Genomic DNA, 22,443 nt, shown 5'->3' with positions numbered 1-22,443 from the left:
GTACAATGCGTTTTGTTTTTATTATTCCTGCGAGGCTGAACTGTCAGGCGCGCAGATTAACATTAATGGTTTCTTGAATACGTCCGTTGGCGGTACGACGAATGTCAGCATCCTGACGATCCGCTACGTCCAGCACTTCCTGATTATTCACCAGTTCGTCCAGCGTGATATTGTTCAAGAAATCGGTGATACGGTCGCTGAGATCGCGCCACAGCGTGTGCGTCAGGCAGCGATCGCCACCCTGACAGCCTTCACGGCCCTGGCAACGAGTCGCATCGACGGATTCGTCTACGGCAGAGATCACGGCACCAACGGCGATTTCATTGGCGTTTTTGCCTAGCAGGTAACCACCGCCCGGCCCACGGACGCTGGAAACCAGCCCGTTTTTGCGCAAGCGAGAGAACAGTTGCTCCAGATACGACAGCGATATTCCCTGCCGCTCGGAAATATCCGCCAAAGGAACCGGCCCTTCTTTGGAGTGCAGCGCCACATCAAGCATGGCGGTAACGGCATAACGGCCTTTTGATGTCAGTCTCATAATAGTGGTACCTGTAGATAAAACAGCTTATTATCGAACACGGTTATTATAACATGCACCAAGAATGCATGTACTTACATAGCACCCTTTGAGTCTGACATTCCCGAGTGTTTTAGTCAACTATTTAACCGAGTAAATCACTCAAGTATTTAGTCTCTGCTTTTCTAGTCCTGAGCGTCATGCCGGTTTTTTTGTACCGAGCTTAAAATGCCGCGCAAAATGGCTAACTCCTGCTCTTCCGGGCGGGCGCGGGTAAATAAACGACGCAGCTTGTGCATCACCTGCCCCTGATGAGCCTTACGAATAAAACCGGTGTAATGCAGCGTTTCTTCCAGATGGGCATAGAAACGTTCCAGATCGTCAACCAGCGGGTAAGGTTCTTCCGCAATCTGCGGTGCTCCCTGCGCCTGCAAATCCAAATGCGCAACGCGCACTTCATAAGCAATCAGTTGCACTGCCATCGCCAGATTTAACGAACTGTACTCGGGATTAGCGGGAATGCAGACGTGATAGTGGCATTTTTGCAGTTCGTCGTTGGTCAACCCCACACGTTCGCGGCCAAACACCAGCGCCACCGGAGCGTGCTGCGCTTCGTGCGCACTGCGCACGCCACACTCGCGCGGCTCGAGCATCGGCCAAGGCAGCGAACGGGAACGCGCGCTGGTACCAACCACCAGGTTGCAGCCGACCAGCGCCTCATCCAGCGTGTTGACCAGCGTAGCGTTGCCAATAATATCGCTGGCACCAGCGGCCAGTGCGATCGCCTGTGAATCCGGTTTGATCAGTGGGTTCACCAGATAGAGGTTCTTTAACCCCATGGTTTTCATCGCTCTGGCGGTGGACCCCATATTGCCCGTGTGCGAGGTTTCCACCAGAACGATACGAATATTCTCTAACATGTTGACTCGGCAGTAAGAAAGAAGAAAAAGAGTGAAAAACAAGATTAGTGTATCACAGACTTCGCTATTTTCTCTTTCCCCTGCTATACTGCGCCTCGCTTTCTGTTCTTTAACATCCTAGTGGACGATACCATGCATCCGATGCTTAACATCGCTGTGCGCGCTGCGCGCAAGGGCGGTAATTTAATTGCCAAGAATTATGAAACCCCTGACGCCGTTGAAGCGAGCCAAAAAGGCACCAACGACTTTGTTACCAACGTTGACCGCGACGCCGAACGCCTGATTATTGAGGTGATTCGCAAATCCTACCCCCAGCACACTATTATTGGTGAAGAGTGCGGCGAAGTAGTCGGTGAAGACGACACAGTGCAATGGATTATCGATCCGCTGGATGGCACCACCAACTTCGTTAAACGTCTCCCCCATTTTGCTGTTTCCATTGCCGTGCGCATTAAAGGCCGCACTGAAGTCGCTGTGGTTTACGATCCGATGCGCAATGAACTGTTTACCGCCACGCGCGGTCAGGGCGCACAGCTGAACGGCTATCGCCTGCGCAGCGGCAACGCGCGCGATCTGGAAGGTACCATTCTGGCGACCGGTTTCCCTTTCAAGCTGAAACAGCACGCGACCCCCTACATCAATATGGTATCAGCCCTGTTTACCACCTGCGCTGACTTCCGTCGCACCGGTTCTGCCGCGCTGGACCTGGCCTATGTGGCTGCGGGCCGCGTAGACGGTTTCTTCGAGATTGGTCTGAAGCCCTGGGATTTCGCCGGTGGCGAACTGCTGGTACGTGAAGCAGGCGGTATCGTGACTGACTTCATGGGCGGTCACAACTATCTCGCTTCTGGCAACCTGGTGGCGGGTAACCCACGCGTGGTGAAGTCCATTCTGGCAGCCATTCGTGAACAACTTAGCGAAGCCCTGAAACGCTAAGCAGTCCTTTGTCCCGTTCGCCGTCGGTGGACGGGACAACATCTGATATTTTTCCTTACATTGCGTTCCTGTTAAGTTTTGGCGTATGGTAATACGATAATGATTATCAAATGCATTACACCTGTCTGATTTGTATTGGGAGAGGCCTAATTCATCAGGGCAGGTGGTAACGGGATGACACCATGTTTAAGAAATCCATCAACTCGCTGTTTTTCACCGCACTCCTTGCCACACCGCTTTTCAGCCACGCCACACAATACCCTTTAACCATCACCGATATGGCGGGCAATACCGTCACGCTGCAACAGGAACCGAAGCATGTGGTGCTGCAAGACGGACGCGATATTATGGCGCTGGCGCTGCTGGATCGCGACGATCCGTTCCAGCGTTTAGTGGCGTGGAACAACCTGCCGAAAAAACAGGATACCGCTACCTGGAACCTGTTGAAGGGTAAATGGCCGGACGCAGAAAACATCCTTGATATGGGCTTTGGCGACAAAGGTGATATCGAGCTGGAAAGCGTGCTGGTGAAAAAACCGGATTTGATGGTGGCACAACTGCGTGCCAAGCCGTCACTGGAAGGCAATGGCATCGTTAACAAGCTGAACGAACTGCACATTCCGTTGCTGTTTGTCGATTATGAAATCGATCCGGCTAAGAACACCGCGGACAGCATCGACCTGCTCGGCAAGGTGCTTAACCGTGAAGAGAACGCCAAAGCCTATACCGACTTCTACCGTCAACATGCCGCAGACATTCAGCAAAAAACCGCAGCGATTACGCCGAAACCGCGTGTGTTTATCGAACCTATCGCGGGTAACAGCGATGCCTGCTGCTTCAGCCATAAAGATAACGGTTGGGGCGGTTTGCTAAGAGCGGTTGGGGTGACCAATATCGCCGCCGATCTGCTGCCGGGCGCCACGGGTTTTATCTCACTGGAAAAAGTGATTGCGGAAAAACCGGATGCTTACATCATGACCGGTTCCAAACGCGGCAACAGCGCCAACAAAATTCTGTCGTTCGGCTATAACGCCACTGCTGAGGATATTCAGGCCAAAGCCGATGTGCTGTTAAGCCGTCCGGGTATCGATCAGGTCCCTGCCATCAAGGCTGGTCAGGTTTACGGGGTGTACCACCACTTCTATAACCACCCTTATAACATTGTCGGCATGGAATATCTGGCAAAAATTGCCTATCCGCAAGCGTTGGCAACGTTAAATCCGGATCAAACCTACCACGATATCGTGCGTCGCTTTACCACGCTTCCAGACACACCGTTTATTTTCAGTCAAAAGTTGGCCAAGTAGTCGATGAGTACAACCACTGATATCAGCCGCCAAGAGGCGGCTGACTCGGATATCCTCCGTCATTATCAAGATATTCTGCGCCACCGGTTGCTTCTCATGCTGCTGTTGGTCGCCGCCATCGTGGCTTCTCTGTTGCTGGATTTCACGATGGGGCCATCCGGGCTTTCGCTCGACGTGTTGTGGCAGACACTGACCAACCCCGCACAGGCCGATGCCGGCACGCGGGTGATTGTGTGGGATATTCGCCTGCCCTACGCGCTGATGGCGTTGATCGTCGGACTGGCCTTAGGGTTAGCTGGCGCAGAGATGCAAACCATCCTGAACAACCCGCTAGCCAGCCCGTTCACGCTGGGTGTTTCTTCAGCCGCCGCCTTCGGTGCTGCACTGGCGATTGTGCTGGGGATTGGTATTCCCGGCCTCCCGGCTCAGTGGTTTATCTCTGCTAACGCCTTTCTCTTTGCGCTGATGGCCGCGCTGTTACTTGATGGCATTACCCGCTGGACCAACGTCGCGACGTCCGGCGTGGTCCTGTTCGGTATTGCGCTGGTGTTCACCTTCAATGCGCTGGTCTCGATGCTGCAATTCATTGCCAATGAAGATACCTTGCAAGGGCTGGTGTTTTGGACCATGGGCAGCCTGGCGCGCGCCTCATGGGAAAAGTTAGGCGTACTGCTGCTGGCACTGGCGGTATTAATGCCGCTGTCGTTTATGAGCTCATGGAAGCTCACCGCCCTGCGTCTCGGGGAAGATCGCGCCACCAGTTTTGGCATCAACGTGCGCCGTTTACGTCTGGCGACGCTGCTGCGCATCAGTATTCTCTCTGCATTGTCAGTGGCGTTTGTCGGCCCGATCGGTTTTATTGGTCTGGTTGCGCCACACATCGCCCGTATGGTATTCGGCGAAGATCACCGCTTCTATCTGCCTGCCAGCGCTCTGATTGGTGCGCTGGTGTTATCGCTGGCGTCGGTAGCGTCTAAAAACCTGATCCCCGGTGTGATTATTCCTGTTGGGATCGTGACATCGCTGGTTGGGGTGCCCTTCTTCCTGAGTATTATTCTGCGCCACCGGGGGAATGTATGAACCAGACGCTGTCGCACACCGGTTTGCGCATCTCTCGTTTCGAGGCTGGTTATCCGAAACGACAAATCATTCACAACCTCAATGTGCCGCTGCTGCCGCGCGGTAAAATCACGGTGCTGCTTGGCCCGAACGGCAGCGGCAAATCAACGCTGCTGCGCGCCCTGGCTGGACTGGGCAACGCCAACGGTGAACTGCATCTGGACGATACCGAACTGATGCAATTGCCGTTCGCCCAGCGTGCGGAACAGGTGGTTTATCTGCCGCAATCCCTGCCCGCAGGCGTACATCTGCACGTGCTCGAGTCGATCATCGTGGCGCAGCGAGCGTCCGGCGGTTTGAACTCGCGCGAGAAAGAGAATGAGGTGTTGACGCTGCTGCGCCAGCTCGGTATTGAACATCTGGCAATGAGCTATCTGGACCAACTCTCCGGCGGCCAAAAACAGCTGGTGGGGCTGGCGCAATCGCTGATCCGCCAACCCTCCCTGCTGTTACTGGATGAACCGTTAAGCGCGCTGGATCTCAACTACCAATTCCACGTGATGGATTTGGTGCGTAAAGAGACGCGCAAGCGCAATATCGTCACGCTGGTGGTGGTGCACGATATCAATATCGCCCTGCGCCACGGCGACCATGTGCTGATGCTGAAAAACGGTGAACTGATTGCCGATGGCGCGCCTGCCGAGGTGATCAGCGCAGACAGTTTGGCGCAGGTGTATGGCGTGCGCGGACGAATTGAATGCTGTTCGCAGGGTATACCGCAAGTGATGATTGACGGGTTAGTGTCTGAACCGACGATGTGATTGCTCTTGCATTGAATGACCATCAAGCCCGCATCAATGCGGGCTTTTTCATCGGTACTTATTTCTGCTGCGGCGGCAGTGTTACCCAATATCCCGGTTGATACGGCAGCGGCAAGAATTTCTCATGGAAGGTTCTGAACGTCGCGTCCGGATCGATGTCCTTAAACAGATCCGGATGCAGCCATTTTGCCATCGCCTGAATCGCGACAAACTGATACGGGCTATCGTAGAACTGGTGCCAGATGGCGTGCGCATTGCCGTTAGTCGCCACCGGCAAGGTTTTGAACGCAGAACGCTGCATCAACGCTGCCAGACGTTTGGTGGCTTCCACCGTATCCGCTCCCGGCCCCACGCCAACCCACTTGTTCGCGGTGTTGTAGTTCTTCCAGTTAGCCCCTGTAACAATCACCACATCTGGACGAGCGCTGATGATAAATTCCGGATTCAAGGTGCCAAAGGTACCGGGGATTGCCGTTTTAGCGATATTGCTCCCACCGGCAACTTCCACCATTTTACCAAAGTTTTCATCACCAAAGGACATGCAGCACTCGTCATCATAGCCGCCGGCACGATCGATCATCACTTTTGGACGCGGCCCCTGATAATGTTTCAGGCGATCTTCCACCACGGCGATCTGCTCGCGGCGGAACTGCACGATCGCCTCGGCACGCTGCGGCTTGTTCAGCAGTTGTCCCATGATACGGATGCTCTTTTCCGCATTCTCAAACGGTTTCTCGCGGAAATCGATAAACACCACCGGAATACCCAACTGCTCCAGTTTTTCAATCAGTTTGCCTTCATCTGTCGCTGCCTTTGACTCCAGGTTCATCAGCACCAAATCAGGTTTGAGCGTTAACGCCTGCTCAACGTTAAAGGTGCCGTCTTTCGCGCCGCCAAACGTTGGCAGCGATGTGATGCTCGGGTACTGTTTTTCATAGGCCTGATAACCATCAAAATCCGCTTTGGGCAAATCGTCACGCCAACCCACCACGCGTTTAAACGGTGCATCGGTGTCAAAGGCTGCCAGCAGGTAAATCTGCCTCCCTTCGCCCAAAATGATGCGTTTGGCTTCTGCAGCAATTTCAACCTTGCGACCACTAACATCTTCGATAACGATCGGGGCGGCATACGACAGGCAGGTGACACTCCATAGCGCGATGGTAGCTATCCAATGTAGCGTTTTCTTCATTTTTATCCCTGATTTTTATATGAATAATGAGTCTCATTATCATTTTTAAAATGATATGCTGGCCGCCAGTGCAGACGCAATGGCTTTTTAACACCAGACTCGTTCAGAGAAAAAAATCAGAAGCCGACGCGTCAGGAGAACGGGCGGATACCACCGGTAATGGCAGGTTGCGCCGAGAGATAAAGCAGAACGCCCGCGCCAAACAGCACCATACCGCCCGCCAGCGACAGCGTGCTCCAGGCAGTGTGTTGCCATAGCGCAGGCGTGCGTGAGCGCCCCATGCGTTCAATCACTCGGCGGCAAAAGAACACCAGCAGCGCCAACACCGAGAGCGTAATGGCCGTGCCCAGCGCCATGGCGAGCGCAGAAGCAACGCCCCAGGCAAACACGTCGATCACTTTGGAGAACAACAGCACCAGGATGGCTCCCGAACAGGGACGTAACCCCATGGCAAACACAACCGCCAATCGGGTACGCCAGCCATCACCACGTTGCAATTCTTCCTGAGAAGGGAGATGACGATGACCGCAGCCGCACACATCATCATCCGTCACGGGCGATAACGGCGCGAACGGTAACGGACGCGTCTCTGTGGTTAACGCGTGAATACGCTGAATGCGTGGTTTGCTGGCATGCCGAGCAGGGGTAACCGCCGCCCACAGACGTTTAAGAGCGCGTACGCTGAGCCACAATCCCAGTAGCGCCACCAGCATAAAACTGGCCTTTTCCATCCAGAAACTGCTGGCGTGCAGCGCCCGGCTGGAGAGTTGCAAAACCCCGAGAGTGACACTCACTAATCCAATCGCCATCATGCCTTGCAGCAGCGAGGATGCCAGCGTCAGTTTCAGACTGTTTTTAAGCTGCGTCGGGTGGGTGGCAAGGTAGGTGGCGATCACCACTTTACCGTGTCCCGGCCCCACCGCGTGCAAGATGCCGTAGACCAGACTGAATGCGAGCAGGCTCAGCCCCGCCTGATGCGGCTGTTCGTGCACCGCCTCGAGCAGCGCTGACATCTGCTGATGCATCGCCTTCTGCCAGACAACGCTTTGCAGCAGAATATCCGGCCAGTAGCGCAGCGTCACCTGAAGCCCCAACGCCAGCAGCAGTAAAAAAGCCGCTAACGGCCACAGGCCAAGACACAGTCTCAAAGTACGATGACGTTTGCGTTTTTCCAACACAATCAGTGACATTCCAGCGTAAGTTGTTGTGCAAACTGTTTGCCCAGCGCCAGATCCTCATCGGGGGCATCGGCTTTATCCAGCGACAGGGCATAAGAGCGTAAATCAGCACTGGGTTTCGGGGTAAACAGCGTTGTTTTACAGTGTTCAACCAGCGCAGGCGCAAGACGGACAGCGTTTTTATCCTGATAGGACATATCGACAAAATAGGTCGGGTCATAGGTGGAAATCTGTAGCGGTGCACCTTTTAAGGCCTGCGGGTGTGCCAGCGGCAGCACAAACTCCAGCACCGCTTTATTACCCTGTCGTGACAGATGATATTCTGTCGGCATCGGTTGAAATTTCACCGCCGCGTTATCCCGGTAGATCTCAGTAAAATAATGTTGGCCCAACACATTCGCCATCACTTCCGCCGCCAGCTTTTTCCAGATTTCAGAGTCACTTTTCGCCTTGCCCGCATCGTAGAGCAGATCGGCTGAGGTGATCGGATCCATCGTCCAATGCATACGCAATCCGGTGATGGTGTCATTCTCACCTTCAACCGTGGTTTGGATATCGATAAAACTGTGGGGATGCGCCCACACCGAAGGCGAAGCAAGCGACAGCAGCGAGAACAACACGCCCCACCGCCACCCTAACCGAGCACCACAGCGACCGAAAGTGTTATAAAGTAACATAATGTATCGTCTCTTGACGCAGACGATGACACCCGAACGTTCCAAGTGTCATCCGATTCCGAAATGAACGTGATGCCCGGTTTATGCGTGCTGCACGGGCGTAGCGGGTCGCAAAAACAGCGCGGGAACCACCAGCGCCGCCATCACCCAGAAGGTAGCGTGTTGCAGATGTTCAAACAAAAAACCTGACACGACAGTCATCACCGCAATGCTGCCGCCCATTGCCAGTGCCGAGTAGACGGCCTGCAAACGCAGCACGTCGCCACCGCTACGCGCAGAGATAAAGCGCATCGCGGCCAGATGGCACAGGGTAAAGGTACCGCAGTGCAATATCTGTATCACAATCAGCCAGGGCAGCGCTACGGTGGCCCCCATCAGCCCCCAGCGAACAATGCCTGCCACCGCTGACAGCAGCAACAGGTCGCGGGCGCTGAAACGCGCAAACCAACGTTTGCTGAACATAAACACCACCACCTCGGCCACCACCCCCAGCGACCACAAATAACCAATCACCGCTGGCGAATACCCCGCCTCCTGCCAGTAGATGACGCTAAAACCGTAATAGGCCGCATGCGCACCTTGCAACAACGCCACGCAGAGCAGAAGGCGCCACACACCCGCTTCACGCAGTAATTGCGGCCAGGGAGTGACTGGCGCGGCGTGTTCGCCGCCCGCGCTGGCCTGTGGCATCACAGAAGGTCTCAGCAGCATGCCCAACAGCATACAAACCAACCCGGCGGTCAGCGTTGCCAGAATTGCCGTGTGTCCCCAGGCAGCCACCAATTCACCGGTGACGGCAGAGCCAATGACAAACGCTATCGATCCCCAGACGCGCACTTTGCCATAGTCCATGGCGATCTGGCGTTGCCAGGTGGCGGCCAGCCCATCGTTGAGCGGCACCAACGGTGAAAAGAACAGATTAAAACCCACAATCACCAACAGCAGCCATACCCAGGCATTGCCCAGCCAGAAACCCAGCGCAAGGATCAGTGACAGCAAGGCCAAAAGACGTATTGCATTAATCAGGTGAGCCGGATTTTTTACACAGGGCGTAATGAAGAGACTCCCGATACAGCGCGCGACCAGCCCGGCACCGAGCAGCAAACCGATGTTTTCCGCGCTGAGGCCTTCCCCTTTTAGCCATCCGCTCCAGAACGGCAGGAAAATGCCGTAGCAAAAAAAGTAGGTGAAATAACTGAGCGCCAGCCAGTAGGTGGATTGCAGAACCATCGTCTCTCCTTGTCAGCTGCGCAGCACATAGCGTCACTACGGCAACGACAGCCCCATTATCGCGCCCTAAAAAGGCGTCTTAGCCTAACAGGTAAGGCAGTGGCTTCCCAGCGTAGGTTGGCAAAATTCAGCGATCAGGAGCGGAGCAAAGCGCGTTGCGCAGGATCTTCACACGGGACACGCATCTGCAACAAGGCAGACCACAGCGCGGGCCAATCGCCCTCATGATCCATGTCGTGCACTTCACGCACATCGGCACAACGCCCGACAGCAGTAACAAAAAAGTGAGCAATAACCGAAGGCACAATGCGATCGCTATCACCACTGAAATGCAGTTGCGGTACAGCGGCAATCTCGTTCGCGACATCGGCCGGGTTAAGCGAATCGGGCATGAGGGCGACGCGGTGTAAGCGATTAACCGCGACATGATTGAGGTTGCCCGCCACCGTGCGTAGCAGGGCAATGTCTTTACGCCGGGCAGCAATCAACACCGCAATAGCACCGCCGCCAGAGTACCCGGTCAACACCACCGGTTGCCCCGGTGTCTGGCGCAAGTAGTGGGAAATGGCCGCATCCATCGACGCCACCACATCGTGTGCAAAACGTTTGCCCGTCCAGTATTCAGGGCGGCAAGCAGAGGCCTGCTCGGCAACAGTAAATTGGCAAGGGCGCGCGAGATAAACCACGTTGGCCGCCGTATCCTCCGCCGCTAATGCCAACCCCATCGCCCGTCGCGGCGTGGGATCGCGCGAAACCCGAAAGTGTTGGATCCAAGCGCGCCCATCCCCCTCAATATAGACATGTAAGGGCCTGTCAGCACGCGTAATACGGGTGTAGGTGGTTAAGTGAAAAGGGGCGGCCCACAGCGTGCCATGTTGCAAATTACCGCGCTGCGCGAGTTGATCGGCATAATGACGCGGATCGGCGTTACACCCGGTCAAACTGGTCGCCAGCATCCACAGCAGCATACTGAATGGCGCAAGCAATAATGTAAAGAACGCACGGATCAGCATGGCGTCTGCCGAGGCCACTGAGCCAGTTGTTGTGCCATGGCCTCTACCACAGGCGTCCACTGCCCGTGCTGCGGCTGACGAAACAGCGTGACAGAGGGATACCAGGGCGAGTCATCACGTGCCAGTAACCAGCGCCATTCCGGCTCGTAGGGGAGCATTACCCAGGTGGGTCGTCCCAACGCACCGGCCAGATGCACCGGGGAAGAATCCACCGAAATCAACAGATCGATGACGCACAAGATAGCCGCGGTATCATCAAAATCGGCAATATCATCACTCAACGACAGCAGATTGATGCCAGCAGGCGGTGCATCGGCTTGTGACGCCGCAGCGCCTTTTTGCAGAGCGAGAAAACTGACGCCGGGCTGTGCCAGCGGCGCAAGATCGTTCAGGGTCATGGAACGATTTTTATCATTGTTATGTTCGGGCCGCCCTGCCCATACCAGCCCCACCAACGGGCGCGGTAAGTGCGCCAGACGCTGTTGCCAGAGTTCGACACGCTGAGGATCGGCAAACAGATAAGGCACCGTACCGGGTAAATCCGTCAGTTGTAGGCCTAACGCCATCGGCAGGCTCATTAGTTCGCAATGATAATCAAAGGGCGGCGGTAAGCTTCCACGCACAATAATCTCATCCCAGCCGGCACAGCGGCGTGCCAGCGTCAGACAATCGTTGTTCACTTGCAGGATAATGCGCGCACCGCTGCGCTCGCGCGCGGTTTGCACCAGGCGTAAAAACTGAAAGGTGTCGCCGAAGCCCTGTTCGTCATGAATTAATAAGCATTTTCCCGCCAGCGGCTGCCCTTCCCAACGCGGTTTCTGCACATGACGGCACACCTTAGCTGTGTGCTCCATCTGGTAACGAAAGCGGTATTCGCGCCAGCCGTGGGTAAAATCACCGGTCACTAACAGCAGTGAAGCCAGATCGAAACGCGCTATCATCTCGCCAGGCCGAACTCGCACCAGCATGGACATAATTCGCAACGCGGGTTCCATTTTTAACTGCGCGCGCAGCGCCCGCGCCAGCAGGTGCCACAGGGTCGGTGGCCCGTTGCCGTTCTCCAACGTTTGTGTCAGCAAGGCTTCCACTTCGGCATGACGGCCTTCGGCAGAAAGGGCGAGCACGTGCTGATGGCAGGCGGCAATCGTCTCGGCGGACAGCGCCGTACCGGACGTCGCGCCCTGCGCATTAACCCTGTCCGGCGCGAAGGCGCGTAACGCGTCCAGCCAACGGGTCGCCTCTTCAGGCCGCTGACGCGCCGTCGCCAGATCGGCAAGGTTAAGATAGGCTTCCGCGCAGCGTGGATCGAGCGCTATCGCCTGTTCGGCTAGCTCGGCGGCGCGATTTAGATGGCCGAGTTCACGCAACAGCGACGATTGGTTGATACAGGCCTGAACAAACTGAGGATCGTGCACCAGTGCCTGTTGATAGTGATGCAATGCTTGCTGGCTCTGGCCTAAACGGCGCAGCGTGTTCGCCAGATTATTGTGTGCCTGCGGACTGTCGGGACGCGCGATCAGCACCTTGCGCAGACAGGTTTCGCTGAAAGGCAACTTTCCACGCTCTTGTGCGATGATACCAAGGTTGTTCCACGCCTCCATCAGGAGCGGATCGGCTGCGATCGCCTTGTTTGCCGACTGCTCCGCTTCCTTCAACCGCCCTTTTTGGCGATACATCTCCGCCAGATTGCAGTGAAACAGCGCCGGGGCTTGCGGTGAGCGGGTCGCCGTCTCCAGATAGGTTACCGCGCGTTCCTGAAAACCATAAGCATGGGCCATAACGCCGAGCAGATGCATGGCACTCGGCTGCTGAGGCACCGCACGCAAAATGCGCAGGCAGAGTTGCTCTGCCTGCGCCGCCTGACCAGCCCGCCAGTGTGCATACGCGCGCCGCAAAGCCGTTTCCACAGTAAGCGGTGCCGTCACTGGATGAGTCGGATTGAGCACAAAAATATCCCCGATGCTAGCGCATGAACTGAGACAATGCGCCAGCGGCGTGACAACACCGCTGGCGCGGGGAATCAGAACTGCCAGCGCAGTTGCAGATTACCGGTGTGACTTTGGTAATGTCGGGCCGCTTCGCCGGTATATTTTATTGTCACGCTGAGGTCACGAGAACCCACGAGAGAAACGCCCGCAGAGAATACACCGGTGTCGATAACCGGCTTGGAACCGCGTGCCACAAATGAACTGGCACCGGTGCTGTCGGCGGAGAAACTCGCCACCGATTGCAGCGCATCGTCATGATATTCATGGCGCCATCCGCCTTGGATAAACGGCTGAATTTCGCCGTCTGACATTTTGAAGCGATGATCCAGCTTCAACGCCAGGTCGCTTTTCAGCGAGGTCACCGTGGTATCGTCAACCCGCAATCCCGCACCGTTGCCGCCTGATTCGGTGTAACCGTCCTGACCCAGTTTGCTGTAGGTCAAGGCAGCGATCGGTGTCAATCGGGTCCACAGGGTTCCCATCGAGAGTGGATACCCCACCAGACCGGAGGCAACAAATTGATTCCCTTTAAAGCTTGCCGTGGTATTACCGTTAAAGCCGGTGAAATCAAGCTGACGTTTGGTGCCGTAATGGTGGAAGATACCGCCAGTCGTCAGGTTGACATACCAAGGGTCCCCCTCATAGTTGGCATAGCCAAACACGCCGTAAGATTTGACATGGGCCGAACTGCCCAGATTATCGCCGCTGCTGTTCACCATGGTGGTGGTGTAGCTGCCTAATCCCCCAAGACGCCACTTGTCATTGACTTCACCGTCGCCTCCTAACATCACGCCAACGAAGTGTCCGTCGTAGCCCGCGATATCCCCCTGCTGACCTCGGTTAACCTTGCCACCGAAGCCCTGACCCCAGGCTACCGGACCGTCATCATTCTCCCCGGTCGAAATACCGCTGCCTGCGCCTGCAAGACGAATGGCTTCACCGCGTTGTGCCAATACGTCCAGCACCGACATGGCAGGCAGTGCTGCTGCCTGTGCAGAAGCTGAGGCGATCGCCGCCGGGCTCAGTTGTGCCCCCGCACGATTAGCTTCGGCCGTATTGCCTACCGCAGCACTGGCATTAAACAGGTTGAGCAGTGACGATTCCGTGCCGCCATAGTTAAACAGGCCGTTCAATGCGGAGACGGCGTTTGACGTCGTGGCATAGTCGATCGGCTTGTAATCACCATTACAATCACCCAGCGTAATCACCAGATCGCTGGTGCTGCCGTGCGTGACCGTATTACCCGTTAGTAACCCGGTGTAATCCTCAGCCCAGTAATCCAGCTTGTCAGCGTTGTAATCGGTACCATCGCTGTTTGCCCGAATCACCACATAGCGCTGCCCTTGAGCGAACGCATATTGGCCGTTACCCATCAGCCCCACGTTAGATCCGCTGGTGATATTGGCGCTGCCAGACACCACCAGACGGCCATACCCGTTGTAGGAATTGATGTCACCGTTGGTAGCAAGGTAGTTATTGACGCCAAACAGCAGGCTGGCACCGCCGCCCTGTTGATAGTCACCATCGATCGTGAGCACGTTATTGACCATCAGTTGGGCTGAGCCATTCACCAATTGGCCTTCCCCCAGAATGACATTGTCATTAAGCACCGTGCTGCCCGTGACAAACGTCAGGTCGCCGGTTGCAATGGAAATGGTGCCGATACTGCCTTTTTCATAGCCAGTCAACGTACCGATGTCTTCATCTTCGCCGCCAAAGAAGGTCAGGCCGCTGGTGGAGTAGATATTTCCCGCGATAACCCCATCGTTATAAATCGACCCGATACTCCCGCCATCAATGGAAAGCGCGGCTGATTCACCGCCGATGATGCCTTCATTACTGAGCGAGCCAAGGGTGCCGCCGTTGTAAATCCCCATGGCGATATTGGTGTCGATGGAGCCCGAGTTGAAAAACGTCCCGACATAGGAGCCGCCTTCCACCACCATGCCATCCTCAGCGTCAATCAGCCCGCTGTTGTTAATGTAAGCAATGGTACTGGTCTCATTTTCTTGATCGCCAAACGCACCAATGCCGAGATTGGCGCTCAAGGTACCTGAGTTGAAGAAGGTGCCGACATACGCGCCACCCGCCACAATCAACCCGTCACTCGCATCAATAAGACCGGTATTAGCAATAGAGCCGATCGAACTCGCCTCCTCAACATTATCGCCAAATACGCCAATGCCTAACCCCGCGCTGATGGTACCGCCGTTGATTAACGACGCTATGCTGGCATCATTGTCCAAAACGATCCCGGCATCACCGGTAATCAACCCAGTGTTACTAATGGAATAGATACTGGAACTGTTGAGCAGGATAGCGGCATCGTCATCAGAGGAAATCACCCCGGAATTCACCATCTCATACAGCATGGAATTATTTTCCAGCACGACGCCCTGGTCGCCATAGATTTCGCCCGAGTTTTCGAAAGAGCACAGGCTGCTGCCATTCACTAAAACGGCTGTATCTTCATCACCTTCGATATAGCCCGCGTTGTTGAACTCCCCCATGAAGCTGTCGTTTTCGAGGTAAACGCCCTTATGTCCCGAGATAGTACCGGTGTTAAACAGCGAATCAATGTTACCCGCATCGCTCCAAAGACCGATATTGTCACTGGCAGAAATTAAACCGGAGTTGGTTATCGGACCAATCGACCCGGTGTTATAAAGCCCATCATTACCCGTAATGACACCGGCATTGCTGATCGAGCCAATGGTCGATGTATTGGTGACGCCGAAATCGGTTCCGGTGATCGTACCGGCATTGGTTATGCTCAGATAATCCTGCGCAGTGGTGATGCTCAGGCCGCTGATGTTGGTGGAAACATCGATCGATGCAGCGGATGATGGGTAAGTAGAAAGTACGCCTAGTACGGCACTTACTGCCACCACCAACGGTTTGACTTTGAATGACGAAGACCTCATCCGGCACTTCTCCCAATATATAATAACTCATTGATATTTAATCATTCCGCTGATATTGATAGCTTATTAATTAATAATCATGAATAAACATAACTTATGGTTATTAATTAAAAGCAAACCTCCTGGAAACAGCATGTTTGCTATCAGAACTGTCTCAAAGGGTAGACGGGGTGCGGGAGAAAACTTTCATATTCTGATTCTTGCTATCGGGGGGTCACGGCGGATATATCAGAGGGTTACGCAAAGATGGCGAGAAAGCGCGGTAAAAAAAACGCCAGCCCGAAGGCTGGCGTTAACGTATAAGTGATTGGCGATCAGGCATAAACCGGGAAACGCTCGCAAATAGCGAGGACTTTTTGTTTCACGCGTTCAATGGTCGCTTCGTCATTGATGTTATCCAATACGTCGCAGATCCAGCCAGCCAGCTCACGCACTTCCGCTTCTTTGAAGCCACGACGGGTTGCCGCTGGCGTACCGATACGGATACCAGAGGTAACAAACGGGCTCTTCGGATCGTTTGGCACGCTGTTTTTGTTAACGGTAATATTAGCGCGACCCAAAGCAGCATCGGCTTCTTTACCCGTCAGGTTTTTGCTTACCAGATCGAGCAGGAACAGGTGGTTGCTGGTGCCACCAGAAACCACGTTGAAACCGCGCGTCAGGAAGACTTCAACCATGGCCTTGGCATTCTTCGCCACTTGTTGCTGGTAAACTTTGAACTCAGGTTCCATCGCTTCTTTCAGCGCGACCGCTTTACCAGCGATAACGTGCATCAACGGGCCGCCCTGACCGCCTGGGAAGACGGCAGAGTTCAGTTTTTTGTACAGATCTTCATCACCGCCCTTGGCCAGAATCAAGCCACCACGCGGGCCTGCCAGCGTTTTATGGGTAGTGGTCGTGACGATATGTGCATGGGGAACCGGATTAGGATAAACGTCAGCCGCAACCAGACCCGCAACGTGCGCCATATCCACAAACAGATAAGCACCAATGCTGTCAGCGATTTCACGCATTTTCGCCCAGTCAACCACACCGGAGTATGCGGAAAAACCGCCCACGATCATTTTCGGTTTATGGGTTTGTGCCAGTTCAGCCATTTCTTCGTAATCGATTTTACCGCTTTCATCGATACCGTAAGGAATCACCTTGTACAGTTTGCCAGACAGGTTAACCGGAGAGCCGTGGGTCAGGTGACCACCGTGAGCCAGGTTCATCCCCAGAATGGTGTCACCCGGTTGCAGCAGTGCGGTATACACGGCAAAGTTGGCCTGAGAACCGGAGTGCGGTTGCACGTTAGCGTAGTCAGCGCCGAACAGCGCTTTGGCGCGATCAATCGCCAGTTGCTCTACGATATCAACGTATTCGCAGCCGCCGTAGTAACGTTTGCCGGGATATCCTTCGGCATATTTATTGGTTAACTGAGACCCTTGAGCCTGCATAACACGTGGGCTGGTGTAGTTTTCTGACGCTATCAGTTCAATATGCTCTTCCTGACGCACCACTTCTTGCTGCATCGCGTGCCACAGTTCGGCATCGTAATCGGCAATGTTCATTTCACGCTTTAACATCCGCATCTCCTGACTCAGCTAACTATATGTACAGTAAAAATGCCCGCAACGGGTATTGGCCTATAGTGTAAACCGTTTATCCCCTTGCATGATAGGGCTTGACAGAGGTTTTTACGCAAACGATTAGCTTCAAGCAGCACAAGGCTTAGCGGCCTAATGACTTCATGCGCTGGCAAGGGAGTTTTCTTCATCTACATCCTGCATTTTCTTCATTTTGTGTTCCCGTCGACACAATAAACACCACCACAACGCAGGGATTTACAAGGTGGCAACGCTCGAATAAGATGCATTAAAAATACATCTTATAAAACCACCTGGAGTCACCATGCTAGACGAAAAAACCATCGCTACCGTAAAATCCACTCTGCCCTTGCTGGCAAAAACCGGCCCGGCACTGACCGCCCATTTTTATCAGCGCATGTTCAGCCACAATCCTGAACTGAAAGACATTTTCAACATGAGCAATCAGCGCAATGGCGATCAGCGAGAAGCCCTATTCAACGCGATCTGCGCCTATGCGGCCAACATCGACAACCTCTCTGCGCTGCTGCCTGCGGTGGAGCGTATCGCACAGAAACATGCCAGCTTTTCGATCCAGCCCGCGCAGTATGGCATCGTTGGTGAACATCTGTTGGCGACGCTGGACGAATTGTTTAGCCCCGGCGAGGAAATCTTGGATGCCTGGGGCAAGGCATATGGCGTATTGGCGGATGTTTTTATTCAACGTGAACGCGCCATTTATCAGGATGCAGCCAGCCAACACGGTGGTTGGGAAGGCACGCGCCCCTTTCGCATCGTGAAAAAGCAGGCGCAGAGTGCGCTGATCGCCAGTTTTACGCTGGAGCCTGTCGATGGCAAACCGGTGGTGGATTTTAAACCCGGCCAGTATCTGGCTGTCTACATCCGCCACGACAGCCTTACTCATCAGGAGATTCGCCAATATTCCCTGACACACGCCCCTAATGGTCGCACTTACCGCATTGCGGTGAAACGCGAGGATCAAGGAGCCGTTTCCGGCTATCTCCATGACATTGCACAGGAAGGCGATATCATTTCGCTGGCAGCCCCCCATGGGGATTTCTTTTTAACGGCCTCCCCGACCACACCAGTCACGCTTATCTCTGCGGGCGTAGGGCAAACACCGTTACTCAGCATGCTGCACCAGTTAAAAGATCGAGCGCATGAGGCAGACGTCCTGTGGTTGCATGCCGCTGACAACGGCGATGTGCATGCCTTTGGCGATGAGCTGGCGCAGATTAACCAGCAATGGCCCACACTGGCACGTTACGTGTGGTATCGCCAGCCCGGTAAAGACGATAGTCCCGGTGAAGATTTTCACTATCAAGGCGTAATGGCGCTGGACAAACTGGCGTACCGTTTGACCGACACTAACATGCATTTTTATCTGTGCGGCCCGGTGGCCTTTATGCAATTCGTCGCTCGCCAACTCCTCGCATTGGGCATCGCCCCCTCACAGCTACACTACGAATGCTTTGGTCCACATAAAGTCGTGTAATACGCCGACTCGCAAGCCCCTACCGCGCGGCAAACGCACGCGCGGTAATCTTATCCACGATCACAAATTTATGCTGCCACCCGATCCGGTAATGATAAAAAACGGTATCGATCACAAAAATCCGCCACGCCATAATTAAAATAACGTTTCATTTTAAAAAAACGTAGTTTTAGCTTCTTGATTTGCTCTGCGGCCTGTCTGCATCCCACTTTTTTGGCCAAGCTAACAAGGAATTTGTGTAAGAATCATTAGCACTGCGGCAAGCCTGTTGCACACCACCCAAACGACGTCGTCTTTTTTACTACTTTTTGCTACAAGGGATGTATCTGACCATGTCTATACGATTTTCTCACCGCATTACGCTCGCGCTGCTGATTAGCGCTTCTGTGGGCTATGCCCATGCACAAAAGAATGCTACACCGGCTAACGAAACGCTGCCCGCCACGGTGTTGGGAGAACACACCACGCTCGAAGGTATCGTTGCACACCGCGATGCCCGCCTGCCCGCCACCATTATTGTGCGTGACCAACAGGGGCACCGTCGCCAAACGCAAACGGATGAGCAGGGCCACTACCAGTTGGACGTATCTGAATTAACAGCACCGCTGCGCCTGTCTGCGGTTGAGTCCGGCGGCAATAACTGTTTACTGAACAATCAGGCGCGCGCCATCTGCCTGAGCGCGTTGCTGCCAACCGCGCAATCGGGTAAAGGAAACACCGCCAACATCAACCCGTTTACCGATCGCATCGCCTCCGACATGGCCGCGGCGGCAGGCTATATTGGCCCGCAACAACTTTCCGATGACGCCGGTACGCCAGTGCTCTCAGCGGCAACCTGGAAACAGGCTAACGCGGTGTTTCATGCCGGTTTCGGCCCCGCGTTAAAACAGGCGGGTATCACGAACCCTACACAGTTTGATCCCCTGCACTACCCGGCGACGCAGCAAAAAGCCGTGCGCCAACTGGTCGAGGTAATCAATCACAACCGTAACTACCATAACGACAGCGGACAAGCAGGCCACACGGTGTTGACGGATAGCGTGTTCCGACCGATCGTCGGCCTTAGCGCCGACGGCAGCTACGAAGGATTGGATTATGGCTATGCACGCCGTCAGTTGGATGAGATCAAAAAGGCCAAGACGCGCATCTTTATCGTTGGCGACTCCACCGCCGCCAACTACGAGAAGCTGCGTTTCCCGCGCATGGGCTGGGCACAGGTATTTGAACAACAATTCCGCCATGACGGCAGTGTCAAAGTGATCAACGGCGCCCGTGCCGGACGCAGCTCGCGTGATTTTTTCTATGAAGGCTGGTTCCGGCAGATGCAGCCGCTGATGCAACCCGGCGACTACATCTTCATTCAGATGGGCCATAACGATCAGAACTGCAACGGTGCCAGAGCGGTACGCGGCGCGGCGGATGTCGGCAATTTGTGTACCTACCCCAATGATGCGGCAGGTAAGCGCCAATTCCCGCAGGGTAAGCCTGATATGTCATTCCAGAACGCGCTAGAACGTTACATCACCTATGCCCGCCAGCACCAGATGATCCCAGTGCTGTTAACCCCGACAACCCGCGTGAAAGATGCACAAGGCAAAGACGGCACCCCGGCGGTTCACAGTCACTTCACCCGTCAAAATGCTGAAAACGGGTTTGCTTTTATCGGCGACTACAGCCAAACCATCAAAGACACCGCGAAGGCCAACAATGTCCCGTTACTGGATGTCGAACCCGATACCATTGCGCTGGCTAACCGGGATAACGGACGCCACTGGAAGCAATACTGGCTGGTGATCGATCCTAAACGCTACCCGTACTACAAAGATCAGGCGGGCAGCACCAGCAAACCGGATACCACCCATTTCCAACAAAAAGGCGCGATTGCCGTGGCCGAGATCGTCGCAGACAGCATTCGCACCGACGACGCGCTACGCCCACTGGCCGATTATCTGCTCAAGAAAAAACACTAAAGCTTTACTCCCCTGAGCCTTTGCTCAGGGGCGCTTTCCCATCGTGCAAATCGATGGGCTTTACCTCTCGGACACGACAGTTAAGGAATGATCGGTATGCTTAAACCTCTCTCAGGCGCGATTGCGCTGGCCGTTCTGATGACCGCCCCCTGGCATCACGCGGTTGCCAGTTCAGATGTTAACGCGGTGGTGTCGACCACGGCTCCTGCCGCACCCAACACCTTTAAAACCATTGGTGAAGCTATCGCCAGCGCGCCCGCTGATACCACGCCGTTTGTTATTTACATCAAAAAGGGCACCTACCATGAGCGTCTGGTGATCACCCGTCCCAACGTGCATTTTAAGGGCGAAGACCGTGACCACACGATTATTGCCGTGGACACGGCCGCTGGGGCACTGAAGCCTGACGGTTCCAAATGGGGCACTTCCGGCAGCTATACGGTGAAGATCGATGCGCCTGATTTCAGTGCCCGCACGCTGACCATCCGCAACGATTTTGACTATCTGGCCAATGAAGCCAAGAAGAGTGATGACCCGACCAAGATAAAAGACACTCAGGCCGTGGCGCTGTTGGTGGCAGAGAAGAGCGATCGTGCCTACTTCCACGATGTCAGTCTGGTAGGTTATCAAGACACGCTGTACGTCAAAGGGGGGCGCAGCTTCTTTGAAAAATGCCGTATCAGCGGCACCGTGGACTTTATTTTCGGTAACGGTACGGCGCTGTTTGATGATTGCGATATCGTCGCGCGCACGCGCGTCAATCCCGGTGATGAATCTTATGGTTACCTGACCGCCCCCAGCACCGATATCAACCAGAAGTACGGTCTGGTGATTACTAACAGCCGGGTATTCAAGGAAAGCAGCAATGTCCCCGCGAAAAGCTATGCGCTCGGTCGCCCTTGGCACCCGACGACCACCTTCCCTGATGGCCGCTATGCCGACCCTAACGCTATCGGACAAACGGTGTTTATCAACACCCAGATGGACGATGTGATCTACGGCTGGGACAAAATGTCCGGCAAGGATATCAAAGGCGATAAAATTTGGTTTCAGCCGCAGGATTCGCGGTTCTTCGAATACCACTCAACCGGGGCGGGCGCAGAAAAAAATGACGGACGGCGTCAGCTCACCGCAGAGCAGGCCGCAGAATACACTAAGGACAAGGTTCTGGCAGGCTGGACACCCACCGCACCTTGACAGGACGTTGCACGATCCCTGCTCAGCGGGGATCGTGGCTTACGCATCAGATAGCCGCTTCGTCTTCTTCGCCAGTACGGATACGTACCACGCGTGCCACATCAAACACGAAGATCTTGCCGTCACCAATTTTACCGGTCTGCGCGGTCTGAATGATGGTTTCGACACAGGTATCGACGATGTCATCGGCAACCACCAGCTCGATTTTTACCTTGGGCAGAAAATCGACCATGTATTCGGCACCGCGATACAGTTCGGTGTGGCCCTTCTGGCGTCCGAATCCTTTTACTTCCGTGACGGTCATGCCGGTGATACCCACTTCGGCTAACGCTTCACGCACGTCGTCCAATTTGAACGGTTTGATAATCGCATCTATTTTTTTCATGAAATAACCTTTGTGAACCTGTTTCTCTTCGACCGCAGTCGGGCATCA

The 22,443-nt window shown here is 54.6% G+C and carries 18 protein-coding genes; 7 read left to right on the top strand and 11 right to left on the bottom strand.

Annotated elements, in window-relative coordinates; all coding sequences use genetic code 11:
- Positions 1-43: 43 nt before the first annotated feature.
- Positions 44-538 carry a Fe-S cluster assembly transcriptional regulator IscR gene (iscR, locus tag J5224_RS00160; protein WP_264623420.1) on the bottom strand — a complete coding sequence of 165 codons (495 nt, stop codon included), beginning with the start codon at positions 536-538 and terminating at the stop codon, positions 44-46.
- A 164-nt stretch (positions 539-702) separates the two neighbouring features.
- The gene (gene trmJ, locus J5224_RS00155) at positions 703-1,437 is read right to left on the bottom strand and encodes a tRNA (cytosine(32)/uridine(32)-2'-O)-methyltransferase TrmJ (protein ID WP_264623419.1); all 735 of its coding nucleotides are present in this window, start codon (positions 1,435-1,437) and stop codon (positions 703-705) included.
- Positions 1,438-1,569: 132 nt separating this feature from the next.
- Between trmJ and suhB the strand changes: the two genes are divergently transcribed.
- From suhB to J5224_RS00135, 4 genes are all read left to right on the top strand, one after another.
- Entirely contained in the window at positions 1,570-2,373 is an 804-nt protein-coding gene (gene suhB, locus J5224_RS00150) for an inositol-1-monophosphatase (protein WP_264623418.1), read from the top strand.
- A gap of 182 nt (positions 2,374-2,555) precedes the next feature.
- Entirely contained in the window at positions 2,556-3,680 is a 1,125-nt protein-coding gene (locus J5224_RS00145; protein ID WP_264623417.1) for an ABC transporter substrate-binding protein, read from the top strand.
- 3 nt (positions 3,681-3,683) lie between these two features.
- Positions 3,684-4,760, top strand: coding sequence for a FecCD family ABC transporter permease (locus tag J5224_RS00140; protein ID WP_264623416.1), 1,077 nt, complete (start codon positions 3,684-3,686; stop codon positions 4,758-4,760).
- The gene (locus J5224_RS00135) at positions 4,757-5,560 is read left to right on the top strand and encodes an ABC transporter ATP-binding protein (protein WP_264623415.1); all 804 of its coding nucleotides are present in this window, start codon (positions 4,757-4,759) and stop codon (positions 5,558-5,560) included. The genes J5224_RS00140 and J5224_RS00135 overlap by 4 nt, the downstream gene beginning before the upstream one ends.
- Positions 5,561-5,618: 58 nt before the next feature.
- On the opposite strand, the gene J5224_RS00130 is transcribed toward J5224_RS00135, so the two are convergent.
- From J5224_RS00130 to glyA, 8 genes are all read right to left on the bottom strand, one after another.
- Positions 5,619-6,749 (bottom strand): ABC transporter substrate-binding protein, encoded by a 1,131-nt coding sequence (locus J5224_RS00130; protein ID WP_264623414.1) that lies wholly within the window; start codon positions 6,747-6,749, stop codon positions 5,619-5,621.
- A gap of 131 nt (positions 6,750-6,880) precedes the next feature.
- A complete protein-coding gene (locus J5224_RS00125; protein WP_264623413.1) occupies positions 6,881-7,939 on the bottom strand; it encodes a nickel/cobalt transporter in 1,059 nt (352 codons plus the stop codon).
- Positions 7,930-8,604, bottom strand: a complete 675-nt coding sequence (locus J5224_RS00120) for a DUF1007 family protein (protein WP_264623412.1) — start codon at positions 8,602-8,604, stop codon at positions 7,930-7,932. Before J5224_RS00120 ends, J5224_RS00125 begins: the two co-directional genes overlap by 10 nt.
- A gap of 81 nt (positions 8,605-8,685) precedes the next feature.
- Positions 8,686-9,834, bottom strand: coding sequence for a 3-phenylpropionate MFS transporter (locus J5224_RS00115; RefSeq protein WP_264623411.1), 1,149 nt, complete (start codon positions 9,832-9,834; stop codon positions 8,686-8,688).
- Positions 9,835-9,968: 134 nt separating this feature from the next.
- Entirely contained in the window at positions 9,969-10,847 is an 879-nt protein-coding gene (locus J5224_RS00110; protein ID WP_264623410.1) for an alpha/beta hydrolase, read from the bottom strand.
- Positions 10,841-12,793: a tetratricopeptide repeat protein gene (locus tag J5224_RS00105; protein ID WP_264623409.1), complete on the bottom strand. Its 1,953-nt coding sequence runs from the start codon at positions 12,791-12,793 to the stop codon at positions 10,841-10,843. The genes J5224_RS00110 and J5224_RS00105 overlap by 7 nt, the downstream gene beginning before the upstream one ends.
- 74 nt (positions 12,794-12,867) lie before the next feature.
- The gene (locus J5224_RS00100) at positions 12,868-15,759 is read right to left on the bottom strand and encodes an autotransporter domain-containing protein (RefSeq protein ID WP_264623408.1); all 2,892 of its coding nucleotides are present in this window, start codon (positions 15,757-15,759) and stop codon (positions 12,868-12,870) included.
- 314 nt (positions 15,760-16,073) lie between these two features.
- Positions 16,074-17,327 carry a serine hydroxymethyltransferase gene (gene glyA / locus J5224_RS00095; RefSeq protein WP_264623407.1) on the bottom strand — a complete coding sequence of 418 codons (1,254 nt, stop codon included), beginning with the start codon at positions 17,325-17,327 and terminating at the stop codon, positions 16,074-16,076.
- 325 nt (positions 17,328-17,652) lie between these two features.
- On the opposite strand from glyA, the gene hmpA reads away from it, so the two are divergent.
- The 3 genes from hmpA (at position 17,653) to pemA (ending at position 22,010) form a co-directional block, all read left to right on the top strand.
- Complete coding sequence (gene hmpA / locus J5224_RS00090; RefSeq protein ID WP_264623406.1) at positions 17,653-18,843, top strand: NO-inducible flavohemoprotein; 1,191 nt, start codon at positions 17,653-17,655, stop codon at positions 18,841-18,843.
- Between the two features lie 332 nt (positions 18,844-19,175).
- A complete protein-coding gene (gene paeY / locus J5224_RS00085; RefSeq protein ID WP_264623405.1) occupies positions 19,176-20,813 on the top strand; it encodes a pectin acetylesterase PaeY in 1,638 nt (545 codons plus the stop codon).
- Between the two features lie 96 nt (positions 20,814-20,909).
- Positions 20,910-22,010, top strand: a complete 1,101-nt coding sequence (pemA, locus tag J5224_RS00080; RefSeq protein WP_319802409.1) for a pectinesterase PemA — start codon at positions 20,910-20,912, stop codon at positions 22,008-22,010.
- Between the two features lie 46 nt (positions 22,011-22,056).
- Here pemA and glnB read toward each other — a convergent pair whose 3' ends face one another.
- On the bottom strand, positions 22,057-22,395 hold the full coding sequence (glnB, locus tag J5224_RS00075) for a nitrogen regulatory protein P-II (protein ID WP_195315181.1): 339 nt from the start codon (positions 22,393-22,395) through the stop codon (positions 22,057-22,059).
- Positions 22,396-22,443 lie beyond the last annotated feature (48 nt).

The sequence above is a fragment of the Candidatus Symbiopectobacterium sp. NZEC135 genome, assembly GCF_025962695.1.
This window is presented reverse-complemented; position numbering and strand designations above follow the sequence as displayed.

Bases quoted from the DNA above. Each gene is read 5' to 3' on its own strand.
- J5224_RS00125 (WP_264623413.1), bottom strand. From the start codon at position 7,939: ATGTCACTGATTGTGTTGGAAAAACGCAAACGTCATCGTACTTTGAGA.
- J5224_RS00110 (WP_264623410.1), bottom strand. From the start codon at position 10,847: ATGCTGATCCGTGCGTTCTTTACATTATTGCTTGCGCCATTCAGTATG.
- pemA (WP_319802409.1), top strand. From the start codon at position 20,910: ATGCTTAAACCTCTCTCAGGCGCGATTGCGCTGGCCGTTCTGATGACC.
- iscR (WP_264623420.1), bottom strand. From the start codon at position 538: ATGAGACTGACATCAAAAGGCCGTTATGCCGTTACCGCCATGCTTGAT.
- J5224_RS00100 (WP_264623408.1), bottom strand. From the start codon at position 15,759: ATGAGGTCTTCGTCATTCAAAGTCAAACCGTTGGTGGTGGCAGTAAGT.
- J5224_RS00140 (WP_264623416.1), top strand. From the start codon at position 3,684: ATGAGTACAACCACTGATATCAGCCGCCAAGAGGCGGCTGACTCGGAT.
- hmpA (WP_264623406.1), top strand. From the start codon at position 17,653: ATGCTAGACGAAAAAACCATCGCTACCGTAAAATCCACTCTGCCCTTG.
- J5224_RS00130 (WP_264623414.1), bottom strand. From the start codon at position 6,749: ATGAAGAAAACGCTACATTGGATAGCTACCATCGCGCTATGGAGTGTC.
- J5224_RS00135 (WP_264623415.1), top strand. From the start codon at position 4,757: ATGAACCAGACGCTGTCGCACACCGGTTTGCGCATCTCTCGTTTCGAG.
- paeY (WP_264623405.1), top strand. From the start codon at position 19,176: ATGTCTATACGATTTTCTCACCGCATTACGCTCGCGCTGCTGATTAGC.
- J5224_RS00115 (WP_264623411.1), bottom strand. From the start codon at position 9,834: ATGGTTCTGCAATCCACCTACTGGCTGGCGCTCAGTTATTTCACCTAC.
- trmJ (WP_264623419.1), bottom strand. From the start codon at position 1,437: ATGTTAGAGAATATTCGTATCGTTCTGGTGGAAACCTCGCACACGGGC.
- glnB (WP_195315181.1), bottom strand. From the start codon at position 22,395: ATGAAAAAAATAGATGCGATTATCAAACCGTTCAAATTGGACGACGTG.
- suhB (WP_264623418.1), top strand. From the start codon at position 1,570: ATGCATCCGATGCTTAACATCGCTGTGCGCGCTGCGCGCAAGGGCGGT.
- J5224_RS00145 (WP_264623417.1), top strand. From the start codon at position 2,556: ATGTTTAAGAAATCCATCAACTCGCTGTTTTTCACCGCACTCCTTGCC.
- glyA (WP_264623407.1), bottom strand. From the start codon at position 17,327: ATGTTAAAGCGTGAAATGAACATTGCCGATTACGATGCCGAACTGTGG.
- J5224_RS00120 (WP_264623412.1), bottom strand. From the start codon at position 8,604: ATGTTACTTTATAACACTTTCGGTCGCTGTGGTGCTCGGTTAGGGTGG.